The sequence below is a fragment of the Hyella patelloides LEGE 07179 genome (assembly GCF_900659865.1).
GTDB lineage: Bacteria > Cyanobacteriota > Cyanobacteriia > Cyanobacteriales > Xenococcaceae > Hyella > Hyella patelloides.
In genome coordinates, this window is the sequence record NZ_LR213828.1 from 1 (window position 1) to 16,781 (window position 16,781).

Genomic DNA, 16,781 nt, shown 5'->3' on the forward strand with positions numbered 1-16,781 from the left:
GCAAGAAGCTGATTATTTAATTACGTTAATTAAATTATGAATTGCACAATTAAATCATAAATTGAACGGAAGCTTACTCTTCTTAGTCTCTCTTATCTTGACTTTTTCTTTTTTGGTATAAGTTGTGTCGATCGCGACTTAAAATCCAAAAAAATGCAGATATTAAATTTAATTTGAGGCTATTGAACTTCTTCAATCTCTTTTTCTGTCTAGCTTTTGAAATTTAGATGCGTTTGCCCTGGCCTCCACTGGAGAAAATCTCGTTGGTAGCGATCGCAACGATACAATTAACGGCGGTCGGGGTAACGATGCAATTCGTGGTGGTGCAGGCACTTTTGATTCTCTCAATGGAGGAAATGGCAACGATATTCTTTTTGGAGAGCAAGGAAATGATTCTCTCAATGGAGGAAATGGTAACGATGTCCTTTTCGGGGAAGAAGCAAATGATTTCCTCTTTGGTGGTAATGGAAATGATGTTCTCGATGGCGGAGAGGGAAACGACTTAATGAATGGAGGAAGTGGCAATGATGCCCTTTTTGGAGAAGAAGGAAATGATTCTCTCAATGGGGGAAATGGCAACGACTCAATTAATGGAGGAAGTGGCAGTGATGTGATTGTTGGTGGTGCAGGTGAAGACAGATTAATTGGCTCTGGAGGAAAAGATACTTTCTTTTATAACAATGTTCAAGAAGGCAATGATTTGATTAATGATTTTGCCGTTGCTGAAGAGGTAATCAATCTAAGTCAGATTGTTACTGGTGCTGATTACGGTAGTGCAACACCATTTATTGATTATGTTGAGTTGACACAACTTGGTGCTGATACTGTGGTAAAAATTGACCCTGATGGCGATATTGGCGATCGCAAAAACCAAAATTTGGTGACACTACGAAGAGTAGCAGTGAGCGAATTGACAGCAGACAACTTTGTCTTTGATTAATATCAATCGTCTATTTTATGGCGTAGATCGGATATTTTTCTGAATTTTATTAGGTAATTAAAACTCTAGTTTAAAAAATAAATTAGAGTTTTACATTGAGAAAATAACCAATTTAAAAATTACTTAATATAATAGGCTTAAAAGAATCAAGGGGAGATTTTGATTTATCGAATTTTTATCTTTTCTCGATTATTTTAGTGCTTGCCAACCCTAGGTATATTTTATTGAAATAGCTATCAAAGCCTTAAAAATAAAGGTTTTATGCTTTATTTTCGATATAATTGAAAGGTTTACGGTCTTATTGCTATAAATATTAATTTTTTATTATTTGAGTAAGTATTCAGTTTTTATACCTACTTATTTTATTAAAAAAATGTTTTTATAGTTACTTTTACTTACTTAGCAATATTACCATTACATAATCGTAATTTATACCTAAATAATAACACGTAAATAAACACATTGTTTGTTAGTCAATCCTTTATATAAAATTTGTTATGACTGATTTTGTAATTACTAAAATAACGGATAACCTTAGTGATGATTTATATCCTAAACTATTAGGAGATTATCTAGTTTGGCAAAGTGTTGATAGTGATGGAGAAATTTTTCTCCACAATTTGAGTTCTGGTGCTACAACACAAATCACCAGTAACAGTAGCAATGACGAAAATCCTCAGATAGCTGGAAATTACGTAGTATGGCAGGGTTATGGCGGTACAGATGGCGGAAGCGATACAGAAATTTTTGCCTATAACATTGGCTCTAAAATAACTACTCAAATAACTACTAACAATACAGAAGATACGATCCCTTTAGTTTCAGGAGATAATCTAGTCTGGCAAGGTGCAGGAGAGACTTCTGGGGCTGTCTCCTTAGAAGGTTTTGGCGGAGGTTCTGGCGATAGCGATCGAGACCCAGGTTCGTACTTAGGTATTAATCTGGGTAATTCGGGAGATTGGAGAAAGCGAGCCTCTAATTTAGCAGCAATTAATCTAGCCAATGAACTGGATATCTCTTGGGGAAGAGCTAGCGGAGGTCCTGCGCAATGGTATAGCGAGGGTTCTCTTTCACCAGAAAAGTTTGATGCAGTAGTCGATTACGCTAATAGCAAAGATGTCAATATTTATCTTTACCTCGAATACAGAAGCGATCTTGATGGCGGTTCAATTTATGACTTTGACTGGTATGAAGTAGGTCGCACCTATGCTCAGCATTTTGGCGATCGCGTTGAAGCTTACGGTATTATCAACGAACCAGATCATGTCGTTAGTGGCAACTCTCCAGAAGAAGTAGCATTTGCAGTGGAACAATTTGCTGATGGAGTACATTCAGTCAATTCCAACTATATAGTTACCAGTCCTGGCTTGGGGGGAACTCCCATGTCGATAGAGAGAACTAACCAGTTTTTAGAGGCTTTAGGCCCTCTTTTTAACGACGATACGTTACAAGTATTAAATCTCCACAGCTATCACGACACCAAGCCCAATCCTCATTTTTCCAGCATTGATAATAGTAGCGATTGGGCTCCCACCAGAAATTTCGATCGAGCCAAAGAGGTAGGAGGTATTACTGAAAATATTGGCTACGCTGCGGGAGAGTTTAACTATCGTAATTGGAGAGGTACAGACGAAGACCGAGGTATTGGTTTTCTGACAACTATTTGGGATCAGCTATCTGTAGTTGGTAATCAAGGAACAAATGACCGCGTAGGTTTATTTTCTGCTCCCTATAACATTACTGGTTCACACCCGACCAAACAAACCAGCATGGCAGATAGTTTTTCCTATGACGATAGCGGTAACTATGATTGGCAACCCAATGAAAAAGGACAGGTTCTCAGAGAAGTTTTAAACCTTACTAAAGGAATGGATTTTGTCTACACAGACCCCCTCGATACAGGAGTAAATGTTCTCAAAGGCAATGACCGCAAAATGTGGGTTTGGCAATACCGCGAAGATTTTTCTAGTCTGACTGACGATTCTGTGGTGCGAATTTCGGGGATTCCCAGTAATGCTACTGGCTTGGCAGTCTACCGATGGGATAGTACTGCCGATGAACCCTATGCAATTATCGATCTGAATGGTCAAACATCGGTGAGTTTTGAAGCCTCTAGTATTCTTTCTCCTGGTCAGACCTATATGATTATGGCTAATAGTGATGATGATGGTGGTAATGTTGGTTCAATAGATGAGGCTTCACCAGGGGCTAGTGACTTTATCAATCAGAACAAAGTTACTTATTCTCCTAATTTAACCGAAGGTATAGTAACCGAGGCAAATCAGGAAATATTTACCCACAATCTTAATTCTGGGGTAACTACTCAGATCACAGACAATTCCACTGAGGATGAAAATCCCAACATCTCAGGTAACCATATAGTGTGGCGCGATAATAATGGTAAGCTTTTTGCCCACAATCTCAGTTCTGGTTCAACTAATGAAATAGCTGCTAATTCCGCTAGTGCAGAAAGTACTCAATTATCAGGCGATCGAGTAGTATGGCGCAGTAATGAGAATAAACTGTTTACCCACAATCTCGGTTCTGGTTCAACTAGCGAAATAGCTACTAATTCAGCAAATATTGCTAACATTGCGATTTCAGAAGGTAACATTGTTTGGTCTGGAACACAAGGCTCTGACAATGGCGAAGATGGCGAAATTTTTGTTTATCAAATTAATTCTGGGACTACTAGCCAAATCACTACCAATAGCACTGATGACGCTCGCCCGCAAATATCGGGAGATTATGTAGTTTGGCAAGGTACAGGAGGCTCTGACAATGGCGAAGATGGCGAAATCTTCTTATATAATCTTGGTTCGGGAGTTACCGAGCAAATTACAGCTAACAATATAGAAGAAGAGAATCCGCAAATATCAGGAAATCGCCTAGTTTGGACTGGCATAGATAGTAATGGGGATCGGGAAATTTTTACAGCCGATCTCGCAGCAACAGTTACTATGGCCAATCAAAATCCTCTTGCTAACAATGATGATGTAACCACAACAGCAGATACGGCAATTACCCTACCAGCGATCGATGTTTTGGCTAATGATAGCGATCCTGATGGTGATAGTTTAACTGTTACTGGGGCTAACAACGCAGTTAACGGTACGGTGAACTTAGAAGGAAACAATATTACTTTTAATCCCAATCCTGGCTTCGTAGGCAATGGTAGTTTTCAATACACTATTAATGATGGTAGTGGTGGTACAGATGTTGCCGTTGTTAATGTCACCGTAGAAGCGGTGGAGATCGCAATAGGTGCAACCATTAATGGCACCAGAAGTAATGATACTCTTAATGGTGGCAATGGAAATGATGTGATTAATGGCTTCAATAGAGATGATTTGTTAAATGGAAATGACGGTAATGACACCCTCAACGGAGGAAATAACGATGATATTCTCAACGGTGGAAACGGTAACGATCTGCTCAACGGAAATAACAAACACGATCGTTTAAACGGAAATGGTGGAAACGACATTCTTCAAGGGGGAAGCCATCACGATACTCTAGATGGAGGTAATGGAGACGATTTAATTAGAGGCGATCGCGGTAAAGATGTACTTACTGGTGGAGAAGGTACAGATACCTTTATCTACAACAGTCTTCAAGACAGAGGCGACACCATCACTGATTTTCAGGTAGGAATAGACAAAATTAATGTTAGTAGTATTACTAATGACTCATCCTACGATAGTGATACGCCTTATGAATACATTGAATTATGGCGATCTGGCTCAAACACTGTTGTAAAAATAAACCGTAACGGAAATCTTTCTCGTCCTCGCTATCAAGATTTGCTCATCTTACAGGATGTCAATGTTAGCGAAGTATCAGAAGATAGTTTTATTTTTGATTAACGGTAAATCCCAATTCCAAAATACTGCGATTAGCACAACTATAAAGCAATGTAGAAACTTAATGCATCCTGTTTTTGCGATGTAATACTTAAAAACACCATTGGTAGGGTGGGCATTGCCCACCCTACAGCACATACATATACATACATATATTGTAAAAATTCTTATAATGCGTAAGTCCTGTAAACAATAAAATATAGCAATACGCAAGAAAGTTAGGGCATTTTTTAAACTGCTATTTGCGGTGCGCGTTGCTACCAAAGAAGTCAATCATCTTTAATTGAATCAATCTACTAATCTTGTACGGGTATAGAATAAGCAAGATAAGCATCTAATGCAGAAATTACACCATCTTGATTCATATCAGCAGAGACAATTGTTTCAAATTTCAGAAAATCGTCAGTATCTATATCTAGCCCTACTGATAGGCGGGAGATTTGATAAGCATCCAGTTGCCTTACATTACCCTTTTCATTTGTGTCTTCATCTTCGGTAACAATTTCCACTTCATCTTCGGTAACAATTTCCACTTCACCTTCACCGTCTCCAGTTAGATCATTCTTTGTGGAATCAACTATGCTGCTGAAAGCATCTGAATTAATATTTAGTCCAATTACATCTTCAAGAATGGCAATTAGTTCGTCAGTCTCGTCAATGTTTCCTACTCTATAAATTGCCGTACCAGTAATATCTCTAATAGGAGAAAAACCTAAACGATAATTAGTTTTAGAACCTGATATTTCAATAATATCTTCAGTAACATCAAAGTCTTTAATCAAAGCATAATCTTCTAGTCCTCGACTTCTAGACTCGCCGTCATCATAAAAAGTTTGATGAATATCACCCAGTAAAAAGTAGTCTGAATTCGCACCACCAACTAAAGTATCAATTTCACCTAATCCAGCACTTTCTAAATTAGGATTAACACCAGTAATAATATCTTCGCCACTATGCCCTTGAATACTATCTTTTCCACTACCACCAACTAAAGTATCGCTATTACTAGAACCTCGAAGAGAGTCATTAAATTCAGTTCCAGTAATTTGATAATGTTCAATATTGTAATAGTAAATTAAATCAACATCATTATCTATTCGTTCAATACGACTACTTGAATTAATATTTTGAATAGCACTTTCATAATCAAAATAATCTAAGGTTAAAGTATCATTGCCATACAAACCATCAACATAGCCTCCAGAAGTAGAAGCTGGTAGTCCTAATGTAATAATGTCACTGTTGCTACCAACATAAATTGTTCCGATGGTTTCAAAGTTTTTAACTTCGGTATTCTCAAAAATAACTTGATTATCAGTAGTAGTTAAATCAATTGAGATTGGTACTGTTTCAGTGGAAAAATCTAGACTAAGTCGATCTACTCCTTCACCACCATCTAAATTATCATTGCCGTTTCCACGTAGATCATCATCTCCACTACCACCAACTAAAGTATCATTATTAATAGAACCTCGAAGAGAGTCATTAAATTCAGTTCCAGTAATTTGATAATGTTCAATATTGTAATAGTAAATTAAATCAACATCATTATCTATTCGTTCAATACGACTACTTGAATTAATATTTTGAATAGCACTTTCATAATCAAAATAATCTAAGGTTAAAGTATCATTGCCAGATAAACCATCGACATAGCCACTAGAAGTAGCAGCAGTTAATCCTAATTTAACGCTATCATTATTGCTACCAACATAAATTGTTCTGATGGTTTCAAAGTTTTTAACTTCGGTATTCTCAAAAATAACTTGATTATCGGTGGTGGTTAAATCAACTAAAATAGCTTCTGTTTCTGTTGATAAATCTAGATTAAGTCGATCTATTCCTTCTCCACCATCTAAACTATCATTACCATTACCTTGAAGAGAGTCGTTAAATGCAGTTCCAATAATTTGATAGTTTTCAATATTGTAATAGTAAATTAAGCTATCATTATTGTCACCTCTTTTGATTTGACTGCTGGATTCTATATTGTTAATTGCTACTTCATAATCAGAATAATCGGCAGTTAAAATATCATTGCCCAAGTTCCCATCAACATAACCAAAACGATTTACTAAAGTATCGTCTTCTGTGCCACCATAAAGAGTATTATTGCCACTACCTCCATCTAGGTAATCATTTCCAGCATTCCCATTCAGAGTATCATTACCTTCTAAGCCTTCAAGAATATCATTTTCAGTAGTTCCTATCAGATTATTATTATCTTCGTCTCCTACAATTAATCGAGCATCTCTATTGACTACCACATTTTTATTTTCCATCTTCAGGTTACTTGATTAGGCTTCTCAAATTATTTATCTAAAACACAGTTTTTCTAAGCTGTATATTAATAATTTAATTGATAAGATAATTTACATAAAACCGTGATGTTACTCAAATATTTTAAAGATTCAATAAAAATAAATATGATTAGTCAACACTCGCGCGACGGCTTCGCTAGTCCTTTAGGGCATTCGGTGACTCCACGTATGCACGAGGTTTCCAAGGGAAGCTTGTGACGATATTATGAATGAACTAGTATCTAGCAGTATTAACCCTGATGGCACACTCACCCCTCTTTTATGATTATGGGGCAATAAACCCAGAGGTTAATTAACAGAATAAAGAAAACTAGAAAAAACAAAGTCCTTCAAATGGTTATTAATTTTTACTTCATTCCTTAATAGTGACAAAAGAGGAATTATTCCCCCAATCTCCCCGTCAAGCAAAACCTACGAACCATTTTCTGGTTCTACTTGTAGACTATCTTCTCCCAAACCTTCAATTTTGATTTCCCATTTAGGAGGATTAACCCGATCGTTATACTTATACAGTGCTAAACATTGCTGCTGCTGATTGAAAATGCGAAGACTGTAACCATATTCTCTAGCAACTGTGCCAAATTGATTAATGAAGCGATAACGCCCTAGATAATCTAATAGTGTCCATAGTTGCCAGTTTACTGTAAGGTCTATTTGCTTAATTTGAGGGTTAGTAAGCCAATTTTTTACTAATCTACCACCGAAGGGATCGAATTGTTCTTTTGCCCACCATAAACTAGGTATAATAATTCCCGCAACAGCAATTTTGGGTTCTGTATCAGTTGGGTTTACGGTAATACTGGTATCGGTTGTATTTTCTGAGATCTTGAAATTTGGGGAATTATCTCGATCTAATGTTGTATTGGTTTGGTCTGATTGAAGATCTTGTGTTGTGTATGTAGGTTTGCGATTGACATAACTGACACTATCACGATCGCTTTCAAAGCTAATTGTGCTAGCTGTAGTACTATGACAAGAGGTTTGGTCTAAAGTTTTTACTGATTGTGCTGTAACTATTTTAGGATTAACAAATAATATAGCAGTTAAGAAGAATATAATTCTTACCATACTTTAAATAAACATGAAAAAATACGAAAACTATTACTCTTATTTATCAGTATAACTAATACAATCCTTCTTAATAATATTTAACTGCTATTATCTATTAATTTCTTAATTTTTCAAGTTATCAAGTCAAATTATCAAGTATTTACCACAATATTCGATAAATTCAGGTGAATTATCATAGCCAAAAATAAAGTAGAAAAGTATTACTTATACCTTAACTACAAACAAGACTTTATTTTAAAGTATAAGTAAGTTTTCCGACACCACCTAACTATTAGGGAACGTTCACAATCTCTGTATCTTCAATTATTTTACCTTGATATATTAAAGATTCATGACCATTGGAATTTAAGCCAATTTTTATTTCATTACTACCTGAAGGAAGTTCTGGAAGGTAATACCAATTACCATAAATGCGGGTTATTTTTTCTCCATTAACGTATAAATGAGCGTGTCCTTCATTGGGTTGATTGGCTTGATTAACGTTTTCAGGAGCAAAGGCAAAGTTATCTAGTTTAATCTCCAAATTCCAGCCTCTTATTGTATCTTCATATACCGTTAAATCCACATTGGGTACAGGTTGTCCTTCCGAAATCATCAAAGTTCCGTGACTGTGTTCTTCTGATGAGTGGTTCATCTCCGTCATTTCATTTTGGTGGTTAGAGTCAGAGATTACTCCGCCGTGAGACGACGGAGCCTGCTCTGACCGTTGGTCATTATGTCCTTCATCAGCACGCAGATTACTCAAATTAGGAAATACTATACTCAATAATGCTACAGAAAAAATTAAGGTTTTCTTCATATTTGCTTACTAAAAAATCAAAAACTTTAATCTTGTAAATTACCAGATGTATAAACATTGAGTAAAAAGACAGCCTGTCATATTTCATTTGATTGTTGGTTATTAATTAATGACTAGCTGCCAACAGCAAACAAATTAAAAACTATCAATTTCAAGCAGTTTTTTGCGACCGTTGACACCAGATTTTTTTTTGATTTTTTTTTGTTACTTGATATTTTTTAGCTAAAATAGTAATTAATTCTTGGTTTACTTTGCCATCAACAGGGAGTGATTTGAGATAAACTACTAAGCTACCATCTTCAGCTTCCAGAATTCTTGGCTTTTTGGAGTTCGGCTTTACTGTTATCTGAATTTTCATCCTAGTTATGATTTACTGGATTTAGAATGCATCTCTTGCAAAAGTAAATTAAGTGAGTTATTTTTAGCTAAAAATAGCCTCAAAGTAGTAAAAGTAATTATTTATAGTCATGAAAAAATTTCTTCTCTTTATTTCTTATTCTGACTCCTGACTCCTGACTCCTTTCTCAACTAACAAATTAGGACTTATGCAAGAGGTCTAATACAGTATGATAGCAATCTTCAGTTGAGTAAGGAATGATTCACCTTGCTGGTTGTTAGTGATTCGTGGCTTTGTCGCTTATTTTCTCTTACTTGGGACAACCAGGAAACTTGAAAGCGTATTTCATCTTCTATGATATTTAGAGACAGCATTTTCTGAAGTTCTCAGCATTTCTTGAATATATCAGTCCAGTATGACAAAGCAAAGCGATCGCCGTCAAGAGCAAGCGTCATCTCCTCAGCAACCGCCGAAGAAGCAAAAGTCTGTTTCTTGGTTACGTCGAGGGTTAGTTGCTTCTTTTATCTTGACGGTGGGTACGGTTGTTATAGGAAAAGTTGTCGGATATCATTTAATTGAGAAAGATTTAATTCCTTTGATTGAGACGGAGTTAGATGAATATTTACATCGTCCGATCGATATTGGTGATTTAGAAACTTTTTCTTTAATTTCAGCACGTTTTGGAGAAAGTGAGCTACCAGCTACAGCAGATAATCCCGATACTTTGGAAGTATCCCAAATTAAAGTTAATTTTAATTTATTATCTTTATTATTTCAAAGAATTCTTCCTCTAAATATTACCTTAATTAAACCTAATTTGTACGTTGAACGAGGCGAACGGGGACTTTGGACTCCTACTGATTTTGGGACAGAAGACGATGGGGAAGGAGGAGGAATTAAAGTTGATGTTAATAGTATTAAGTTACGACAAGGTACTCTTACTTTAGTTGGCAGAAATTCTGATACTTCACAGTTAACTAATCCTGTAACCACAAAATTTAAGCGTGGAATTGTTAAATTTTTACCTCAAGATGTGATTAAGTTTCGAGTCAGAGGAGGAAATTTAGTTAAGGGAGGAAAGTTAGATGTTACGGGAGAAGTTATCGGTAAAATTATCGATATAGATGTTAAAGGTAAAGATTTAGCGGTTAATGAAATTGAGAATTTATTGGCTTTACCTATTGGTTTAGAAGCAGGAAAAGCAGATGCTGATTTGGCAGTTAAAATTACAGACGATCCCACTCCTGAGTTACGAGGAACAGCAAATTTAAAGGAAGTAGATTTACAAATCTCTGGGTTAAGTCAGTCTTTTAGTGGTAGTAAAGGAAAATTATTTTTTAATGGTTCAGAAATAGCTTTTGATGGAGTGACAACCAATTTTGGTGAAGTTGTAGGTACAGCAAACGGCTCTGTTGATATTTCAGGGGAAGGAAATTATCAAATTACAGCCGATACTGCGCCGACAGAAGCTAATAAAGTACTTGATGCTTTAGAGTTAGAATCCCCTGTTCCTCTTGAGGGAAAAATCCAAAGTAATGTTAAACTATCTGGTATATTGGAAAATCCTGTAACTAAAGTTGCGATCGCTACAACTACACCTACTCGCATCGATCGAACTGACTACGAAAAAGTTGAAGGGGATTTAGAACTAATTGGCGATACTCTGTTTGTCAGAAGTTTCCGTGGAATTCCTCGCAGTGGGGGAAGCATTGCAGGTACTGGAACAATTCAACTAGATGGCGCGCAAAATCTTTACTTTAATATTCGTAGTAACAGTATTTCTAGTAAGCAGCTAGCTAAAGATTATCAAACAGAATTACCCGTTGAAATGGGTAGAGTAACTGCCAATGTAGTTATTTCTGCTTTGGCAAACGATCCTGAAAGTTTTCGGCTCTTAGATGGTGAGGGGAGTTTTCCTTTAGGGAATGGTCTTGTTACCGTTAATGATTTAAGATATAGATTAGGAAAATGGCGATCGCAAATTCGCGCTTTTAAGGTAAGATTTGATAGTCTACCTTTTGGTGAAGATACTACCGATACGATTGCTGAGGGTTTAGTTAACGGTACTTTTCAAGCTACAGGAGAAATTAACGATCCGCAATTAGATACTCTGGTTGCTAAGGGTAAAGCTACCGTAGATACAGTGGGGGGTGTGATAACTGCGCCAGAAATAAAAATTGCTGATGGTACATGGCAAGGAGATTTTAACACTAGCAACCTGCAATTGAGACAACTGTTTCCTGAAGTACCTCCAGAATTTAACGGTAGTGTGAGCGGTGATTTTTATCTGACAGGGGATGTTTCTACACCTGAAGAAAAATCTAGCACCATCAAAGGTAAAGGAGACTTACAATTAGCCAACGGAACAATCAAAGTCTCAGAACTTACTGTAACAGGTGATGATTGGAAAGCGATCGCGAATGCTAATAATTTAGAATTAAAACAGTTAAACTCGGCTACTCCCGATCAGTTTGCAGGATTGATTAATGGCAATTTTAACCTCTCAGGAACAATTGATAATATTACCCCTGAAGGAATTATTGCCCAAGGAGACGGTAGTTTAACCCTTCCTGAAGGAGTTTTTACTGCAAAGGATTTAGCTATTGCTGAGGGTAATTTCACTACTACAATTATTCCTCAAGGAGTAGATTTAAAACTATTTGCAGATCCCAATTCTGAAGATTTTATTCTGGAAGGATATTTAGGAGGCGAGTTACAAGCTTCTGGAAGAGTAGACAAGATCGATCCCACTGCAATTGATGCTATTGGTACAGTTTCTTTTACTCAGGGAATCGATCTGTTGGAACAACCTTTCTCTGCGGATATTGATTGGAATGGTAGTAGATTAGATGTTTTGCAAGCTAAAGGAGATAGTTTAGCAGCTAGAGGATATATCGAACTAGATGAAACATTCTTTGATGCGATTCCCGATAAATTAGCAGCAGTTAACTACTTTAATTTTGATGTTACCAAGGCAAATGGTATTGATATTAATCGGCTGAAAGTACCTTTACCCAGTTGGGCAATTAACTTAGAAAAAAGCGGTATCGTCGATTTTACAGGCGAAATTAGCGGTATTCCTGCCCAAATAGCGATTAATGGCGATCTCAGACTGCGTAACTTTAATGTCGAAACTTTAGAATTCCCCGAACCCCTTACAGGGAAAATTGCCGTAAATCCTAATACGGGAGCTAATCTAGCATTATTCAACAATCAGTACGGGCGATTAGCGAATCGCCCCAACAATCAACAAATCACCCTCAACCTAGATGCTGATTTCTTACCCCAATCCTTCACAGTAAAAAACAACAATCTATCAATAGAAGGCAGAGGAAAACAAGAAATAGTGCGCGTAAAAGTTACAGAATTCCCCTTGGATTTACTCAAAACCATCGCCATTAAAAGCCCAGATATCCAAGTACCTGATAACTTTGTCATACAAGACATTTCAGGAGAACTTTCAGGAAACTTTACCTCTAACCTCAATACCCTAGCTACCTCTGGGGAAAATGTCGTTATCACTTCTCCCTTACTAGGAAAAATCAAAGGTAATCGTATTGTGGGTGACTTTCAATATGCAGATAACTATCTCGCATTACAAAACGCGCAATTTCAACAGGGAGACAGTAAATATTATATAACAGGAGATTTAACGCAAAAAGAAGATGATATTCAGCTTAATGGCAAAGTATCTATCGACCAAGGACAAATTCAAGACATTTTAGTAGCCCTAGAAATCTTTGAACTTACCGACTTTAGTAATGCTTTTAGCGATCGCAATTATGGCACATCTGCCGATCTCTATCAACCCCCCCCAGAACCCCCAGTAGAAGAAAATACCCTCTTCAACATTCAAACCAATAACGCTCCTATCTGGCAACAGTTAAAACTCCTCGCGGAAATTCAAGCCTGGTTAAACTATACCGAACAAAAGCGTCAAGAAGCCTCAATCTTACCAGAATTAAGAAATCTCCAAGGTTTATTTGATGGTGATATTCAAGTTAATGGTTCTCTAAAACAGGGCTTAAACGCTGATTTTAGCTTTCAAGGAGAAGAGTGGCAATGGGCAACCAAGCAAAATAGAAAAACAGAAGAAACAGCTAATAACCCAACAATTGTCGATAAAATTGTCTTGAGAGGTGAGTTTCGTCATAATATCATCACCATTCTCCCTCTGATTGTTGATTTACCCGCAATTGAAGATAATGCGATTCCAGATGAGGCTTCTTTGGCACAACCTCCCCAAGAATCACAAATCATCTTTTCTGGGATCTTTGGCGGGGAACAAGCATCGGGAACATTAGCCTTGAATTCCATTCCCATTGACTTGATCGAAAAAGTCTTTCCGATTCCTCCAGAAATTACTTTTGACGGAATTCTGAATGCTAATGCCAATATCTCAGGTAAAGTGGATAATCCTCAAGCAAGAGGAGAAATCAGAATTGCTGATGCCAAAATAAACGAAACAGCAATTCTCTCCGCATCTGGTAGCTTTGGTTATGACGATGCTCGTTTAAACTTTTCTGGTAGTAGTATCGTCGCCGAAGATGCCCAACCCTTAACCCTTACAGGTACTATTCCCTACAAGTTACCCTTTGCTAAAGTCAACCCAGATAGCAACCGCTTAGAAATGAGTCTCAATATGAAAGATAAGGCTTTAACCCTGCTCAATATCTTATCTAGAGGAGAAGTTAATTGGATTGATGGACAAGGTAAAGTAGCCCTCGATATCTCAGGAAACTTTAATCAAGATACTAGTACCTCCAGCAACATCACAGCTAAAGGAACTGCCGTTACTAATAATGGCACGATTGCAGTGCGAACTCTACCCGATGAATTTCTCACTCAAGTTAATAGCAATATCACCTTTGATTTAGATCGCATCTCTGTAGAAAGCTTTCAAAGTAACTTTGGTGGTGGACAAATATCGGCAATGGGAACAATACCTTTAGATAAAGAAACTCCCCAAACCAACCCCCTCACCATTGACTTAGACAATATAGCGATCGATCTTAAAGGACTTTACGAAGGAGGAGTTAAAGGAAACCTGCAAATCTTAGGCAAAGCGATCGAACCCGACATTACAGGAGATGTTACCCTTTTTGATGGCACAATTCTCTTAAGTGATGCTTCGGCTGCAACACCTCTTACTCCTGAAGAACAACAACAACTAGGTTTACCTGCGGTAACTGAATATAAAAACCTCAAACTACAATTGGGAGACAAAATATTCATTAGCCAACCCCCCATTTTTAACTTTCTCGCAAAAGGAACCTTAAATGTTAAGGGTACTTTCCTCGAACCACTTCCCGAAGGTACAATTAACCTCGAACGAGGACAGGTGAACCTTTTTACAACTCAACTATCCCTGGCAAAAACCCAAAAAAATACCGCTCGTTTTACCCCTAACAACATCCTCGATCCCTTTCTTGATATCCGTTTAGTAGGATCGGCAATTGAAACTACCCAAAATCGTACTCCCGAAGATCCTTCATCTACTGAAATTGAAGATATTCCCGCTTCTAGCTTCGGAACTTTAGAGACTGTCCGCATTTCTGCCGAAGTAAGAGGTTTATCGAGTCAAATCGCCAATCAACTTCAACTTACTAGCAATCCTCCTCGCAGTCAAACCGAAATTTTGGCACTGTTAGGGGGGAGCTTTGTTAACACTCTTGGTAGAGGTGATAGTACCCTAGGTTTAGCTAACTTGGCAGGTTCGGCTCTTTTTGGTAGCTTTAATTCTCAATTTAATAATGTTTTTCCCATTGGTGAATTACGTTTATTTCCTACCCAGATAATAGATGAAAGTAGTGAAAGTGAACGCATCGATGCTTTAGCAGGAGAAGTTGCCATTGATATTACAGACAAATTTTCTTTTTCAGTACTACAAATTTTAAATGTCGGTTCAATTCCCGCCCAATTTGGTTTTCGCTATCGTTTGGGCGATCACTTTATTTTGCGAGGTTCAACTAATTTTGATGATGAAAGCCGTGGTGTTTTGGAATATGAATTAAGGTTTTAATGTTATAAAGTGTACTGTGGCAAAAACTGGAAATCAGTTTGTAGTATAATTTAATTGCTAATAGTTACTAAAGCAGATGAACTTCTTCGCAACCTTTCAACAAGTTGATTGGACAAGCTGAGGAAACAGAGAGCGTCCCTCGACTCCAAATGGCGGCACTTTCAAAACAACTGATTTTCTCCATACTCTCCAGTTTTTGTCCTGCACTTAGTAGAATGTTAAGAAAATTTTATCTAATCCCAATCTTAATCTTGGGCTATTTATGAATTATTGCTTGGAGATCGTCGCAGCTAATACTAATATACCAGAGACTCTTCAGGTCACTACAGCTTTAATATTAGGTACAATTACTTTTTTCAGTTTACTTTTGGTAGCTGGTTTATCTTATATGCAACTTCCTAAAGTTGCCCATTCACTATTTGACCGTTTCTCCTCGACAGAAAATCAAGAGATTTATCAAAAGGTGGTTGAACCTTATCAGGGCTGGTTAAACTGGATAATCATTGTTGGTGTTGTCGATATAATTACTCTAAGTGTTCCTACTCCTAATTGGTTAGTCTTGTTGGAATTCCCCCTCAGTTTACTTCTGGCTGTAAACATTAGCTTTCTCGGATTTAGTTTACTCAAAGAATTGTTCGACAATTACTTATTAGGTATTGCCCTGGACAATAAACGTAAAATTAATAGTGAGTTACTTGTAATTGCCAAGTTTATTTGTAACTCATTAATCCTTTTGATTGTTGTTTCTATTTTTGCTCAAACACATCAAATCAATATATTTGGTTTAATTGCTAGTCTAGGTATTGGGGGGGTAGCAATTGCCTTTGCCTCCCAGAAAATTTTAGAACAGGTATTGTGGAGTATTGTTTTGTATATCGATCGCCCTTTCACTGTTGATGATTATATCCATTTACCCGATAGTACTCTAGGTAGGGTCGAATCAATAGGTTGGCGTTCAACTAAAATTCGGCTTTCAGGTAAAAATACCCTAGTCATTATCCCCAATAGCCAACTCGCTCAGAGCCGTATTGAAAACATGACCAGAGCAAGAAGGATAATTTCGATCGCTGAATTAACCTTTTTTAGGAGTATGTCTGAAGAAGAAAAAGCATTGATTCATCAACTTATTACAGAGAGTACCAGAGAAATTCTGGGGATCGATCATCGTCTGACACAAATTGCTTTTGAAGATTCTACCGATGCTGCTGGACAAGATTATGTAAAAACTCAAATCATCTTCTATATTTTGGGGGCTGCCGAAAGTTCAATGGAGCTACGGAGCAATCTGTTAGAAATTGCCAGGGAAAACATTATCGCTCGATTGCAGGAGTATGGAATAAACTTCAGTTTTGAAGAAAATACTCTTAATGTTACTCAACCAATGAATATCTAATTGGTGTTCTTCAGTTTTACGCGAGGGTTCGGTAA

General features: G+C 37.1%; 7 protein-coding genes and 2 pseudogenes. 5 read left to right on the forward strand and 4 right to left on the reverse strand.

Annotated features, from left to right (window positions below):
• Window positions 1–286: 286 nt before the first annotated feature.
• The 3 genes and pseudogenes from H1P_RS38210 to H1P_RS11970 all read left to right on the forward strand — a co-directional run.
• A pseudogene (locus tag H1P_RS38210) lies at window positions 287–484 on the forward strand (calcium-binding protein); the annotation flags it as partial.
• Window positions 485–505: 21 nt separating this feature from the next.
• Window positions 506–940, forward strand: a complete 435-nt coding sequence (locus H1P_RS37415; RefSeq protein ID WP_222427029.1) for a M10 family metallopeptidase C-terminal domain-containing protein — start codon at window positions 506–508, stop codon at window positions 938–940.
• Window positions 941–1,437: 497 nt separating this feature from the next.
• Window positions 1,438–4,806 (forward strand): Ig-like domain-containing protein, encoded by a 3,369-nt coding sequence (locus H1P_RS11970; protein WP_144867345.1) that lies wholly within the window; start codon window positions 1,438–1,440, stop codon window positions 4,804–4,806.
• Between the two features lie 293 nt (window positions 4,807–5,099).
• Here H1P_RS11970 and H1P_RS38905 read toward each other — a convergent pair whose 3' ends face one another.
• The 4 genes and pseudogenes from H1P_RS38905 to H1P_RS11990 form a co-directional block, all read right to left on the reverse strand.
• On the reverse strand, window positions 5,100–7,085 hold the full coding sequence (locus tag H1P_RS38905; RefSeq protein ID WP_144867346.1) for a calcium-binding protein: 1,986 nt from the start codon (window positions 7,083–7,085) through the stop codon (window positions 5,100–5,102).
• A gap of 450 nt (window positions 7,086–7,535) precedes the next feature.
• Complete coding sequence (locus H1P_RS11980) at window positions 7,536–8,192, reverse strand: hypothetical protein (RefSeq protein ID WP_144867347.1); 657 nt, start codon at window positions 8,190–8,192, stop codon at window positions 7,536–7,538.
• A 274-nt stretch (window positions 8,193–8,466) separates the two neighbouring features.
• Entirely contained in the window at window positions 8,467–8,994 is a 528-nt protein-coding gene (locus H1P_RS11985) for a hypothetical protein (protein ID WP_144867348.1), read from the reverse strand.
• Window positions 8,995–9,129: 135 nt separating this feature from the next.
• Window positions 9,130–9,352: pseudogene (locus H1P_RS11990) on the reverse strand (DUF167 domain-containing protein).
• Window positions 9,353–9,746: 394 nt separating this feature from the next.
• On the opposite strand from H1P_RS11990, the gene H1P_RS11995 reads away from it, so the two are divergent.
• Complete coding sequence (locus tag H1P_RS11995) at window positions 9,747–15,353, forward strand: translocation/assembly module TamB domain-containing protein (protein ID WP_144867349.1); 5,607 nt, start codon at window positions 9,747–9,749, stop codon at window positions 15,351–15,353.
• Between the two features lie 262 nt (window positions 15,354–15,615).
• Complete coding sequence (locus H1P_RS12000; RefSeq protein WP_144867350.1) at window positions 15,616–16,746, forward strand: mechanosensitive ion channel family protein; 1,131 nt, start codon at window positions 15,616–15,618, stop codon at window positions 16,744–16,746.
• Window positions 16,747–16,781: the final 35 nt, after the last annotated feature.

Bases quoted from the DNA above. Each gene is read 5' to 3' on its own strand.
- H1P_RS37415 (WP_222427029.1), top strand. From the start codon at position 506: ATGAATGGAGGAAGTGGCAATGATGCCCTTTTTGGAGAAGAAGGAAAT.
- H1P_RS11970 (WP_144867345.1), top strand. From the start codon at position 1,438: ATGACTGATTTTGTAATTACTAAAATAACGGATAACCTTAGTGATGAT.
- H1P_RS38905 (WP_144867346.1), bottom strand. From the start codon at position 7,085: ATGGAAAATAAAAATGTGGTAGTCAATAGAGATGCTCGATTAATTGTA.
- H1P_RS11980 (WP_144867347.1), bottom strand. From the start codon at position 8,192: ATGGTAAGAATTATATTCTTCTTAACTGCTATATTATTTGTTAATCCT.
- H1P_RS11985 (WP_144867348.1), bottom strand. From the start codon at position 8,994: ATGAAGAAAACCTTAATTTTTTCTGTAGCATTATTGAGTATAGTATTT.
- H1P_RS11995 (WP_144867349.1), top strand. From the start codon at position 9,747: ATGACAAAGCAAAGCGATCGCCGTCAAGAGCAAGCGTCATCTCCTCAG.
- H1P_RS12000 (WP_144867350.1), top strand. From the start codon at position 15,616: ATGAATTATTGCTTGGAGATCGTCGCAGCTAATACTAATATACCAGAG.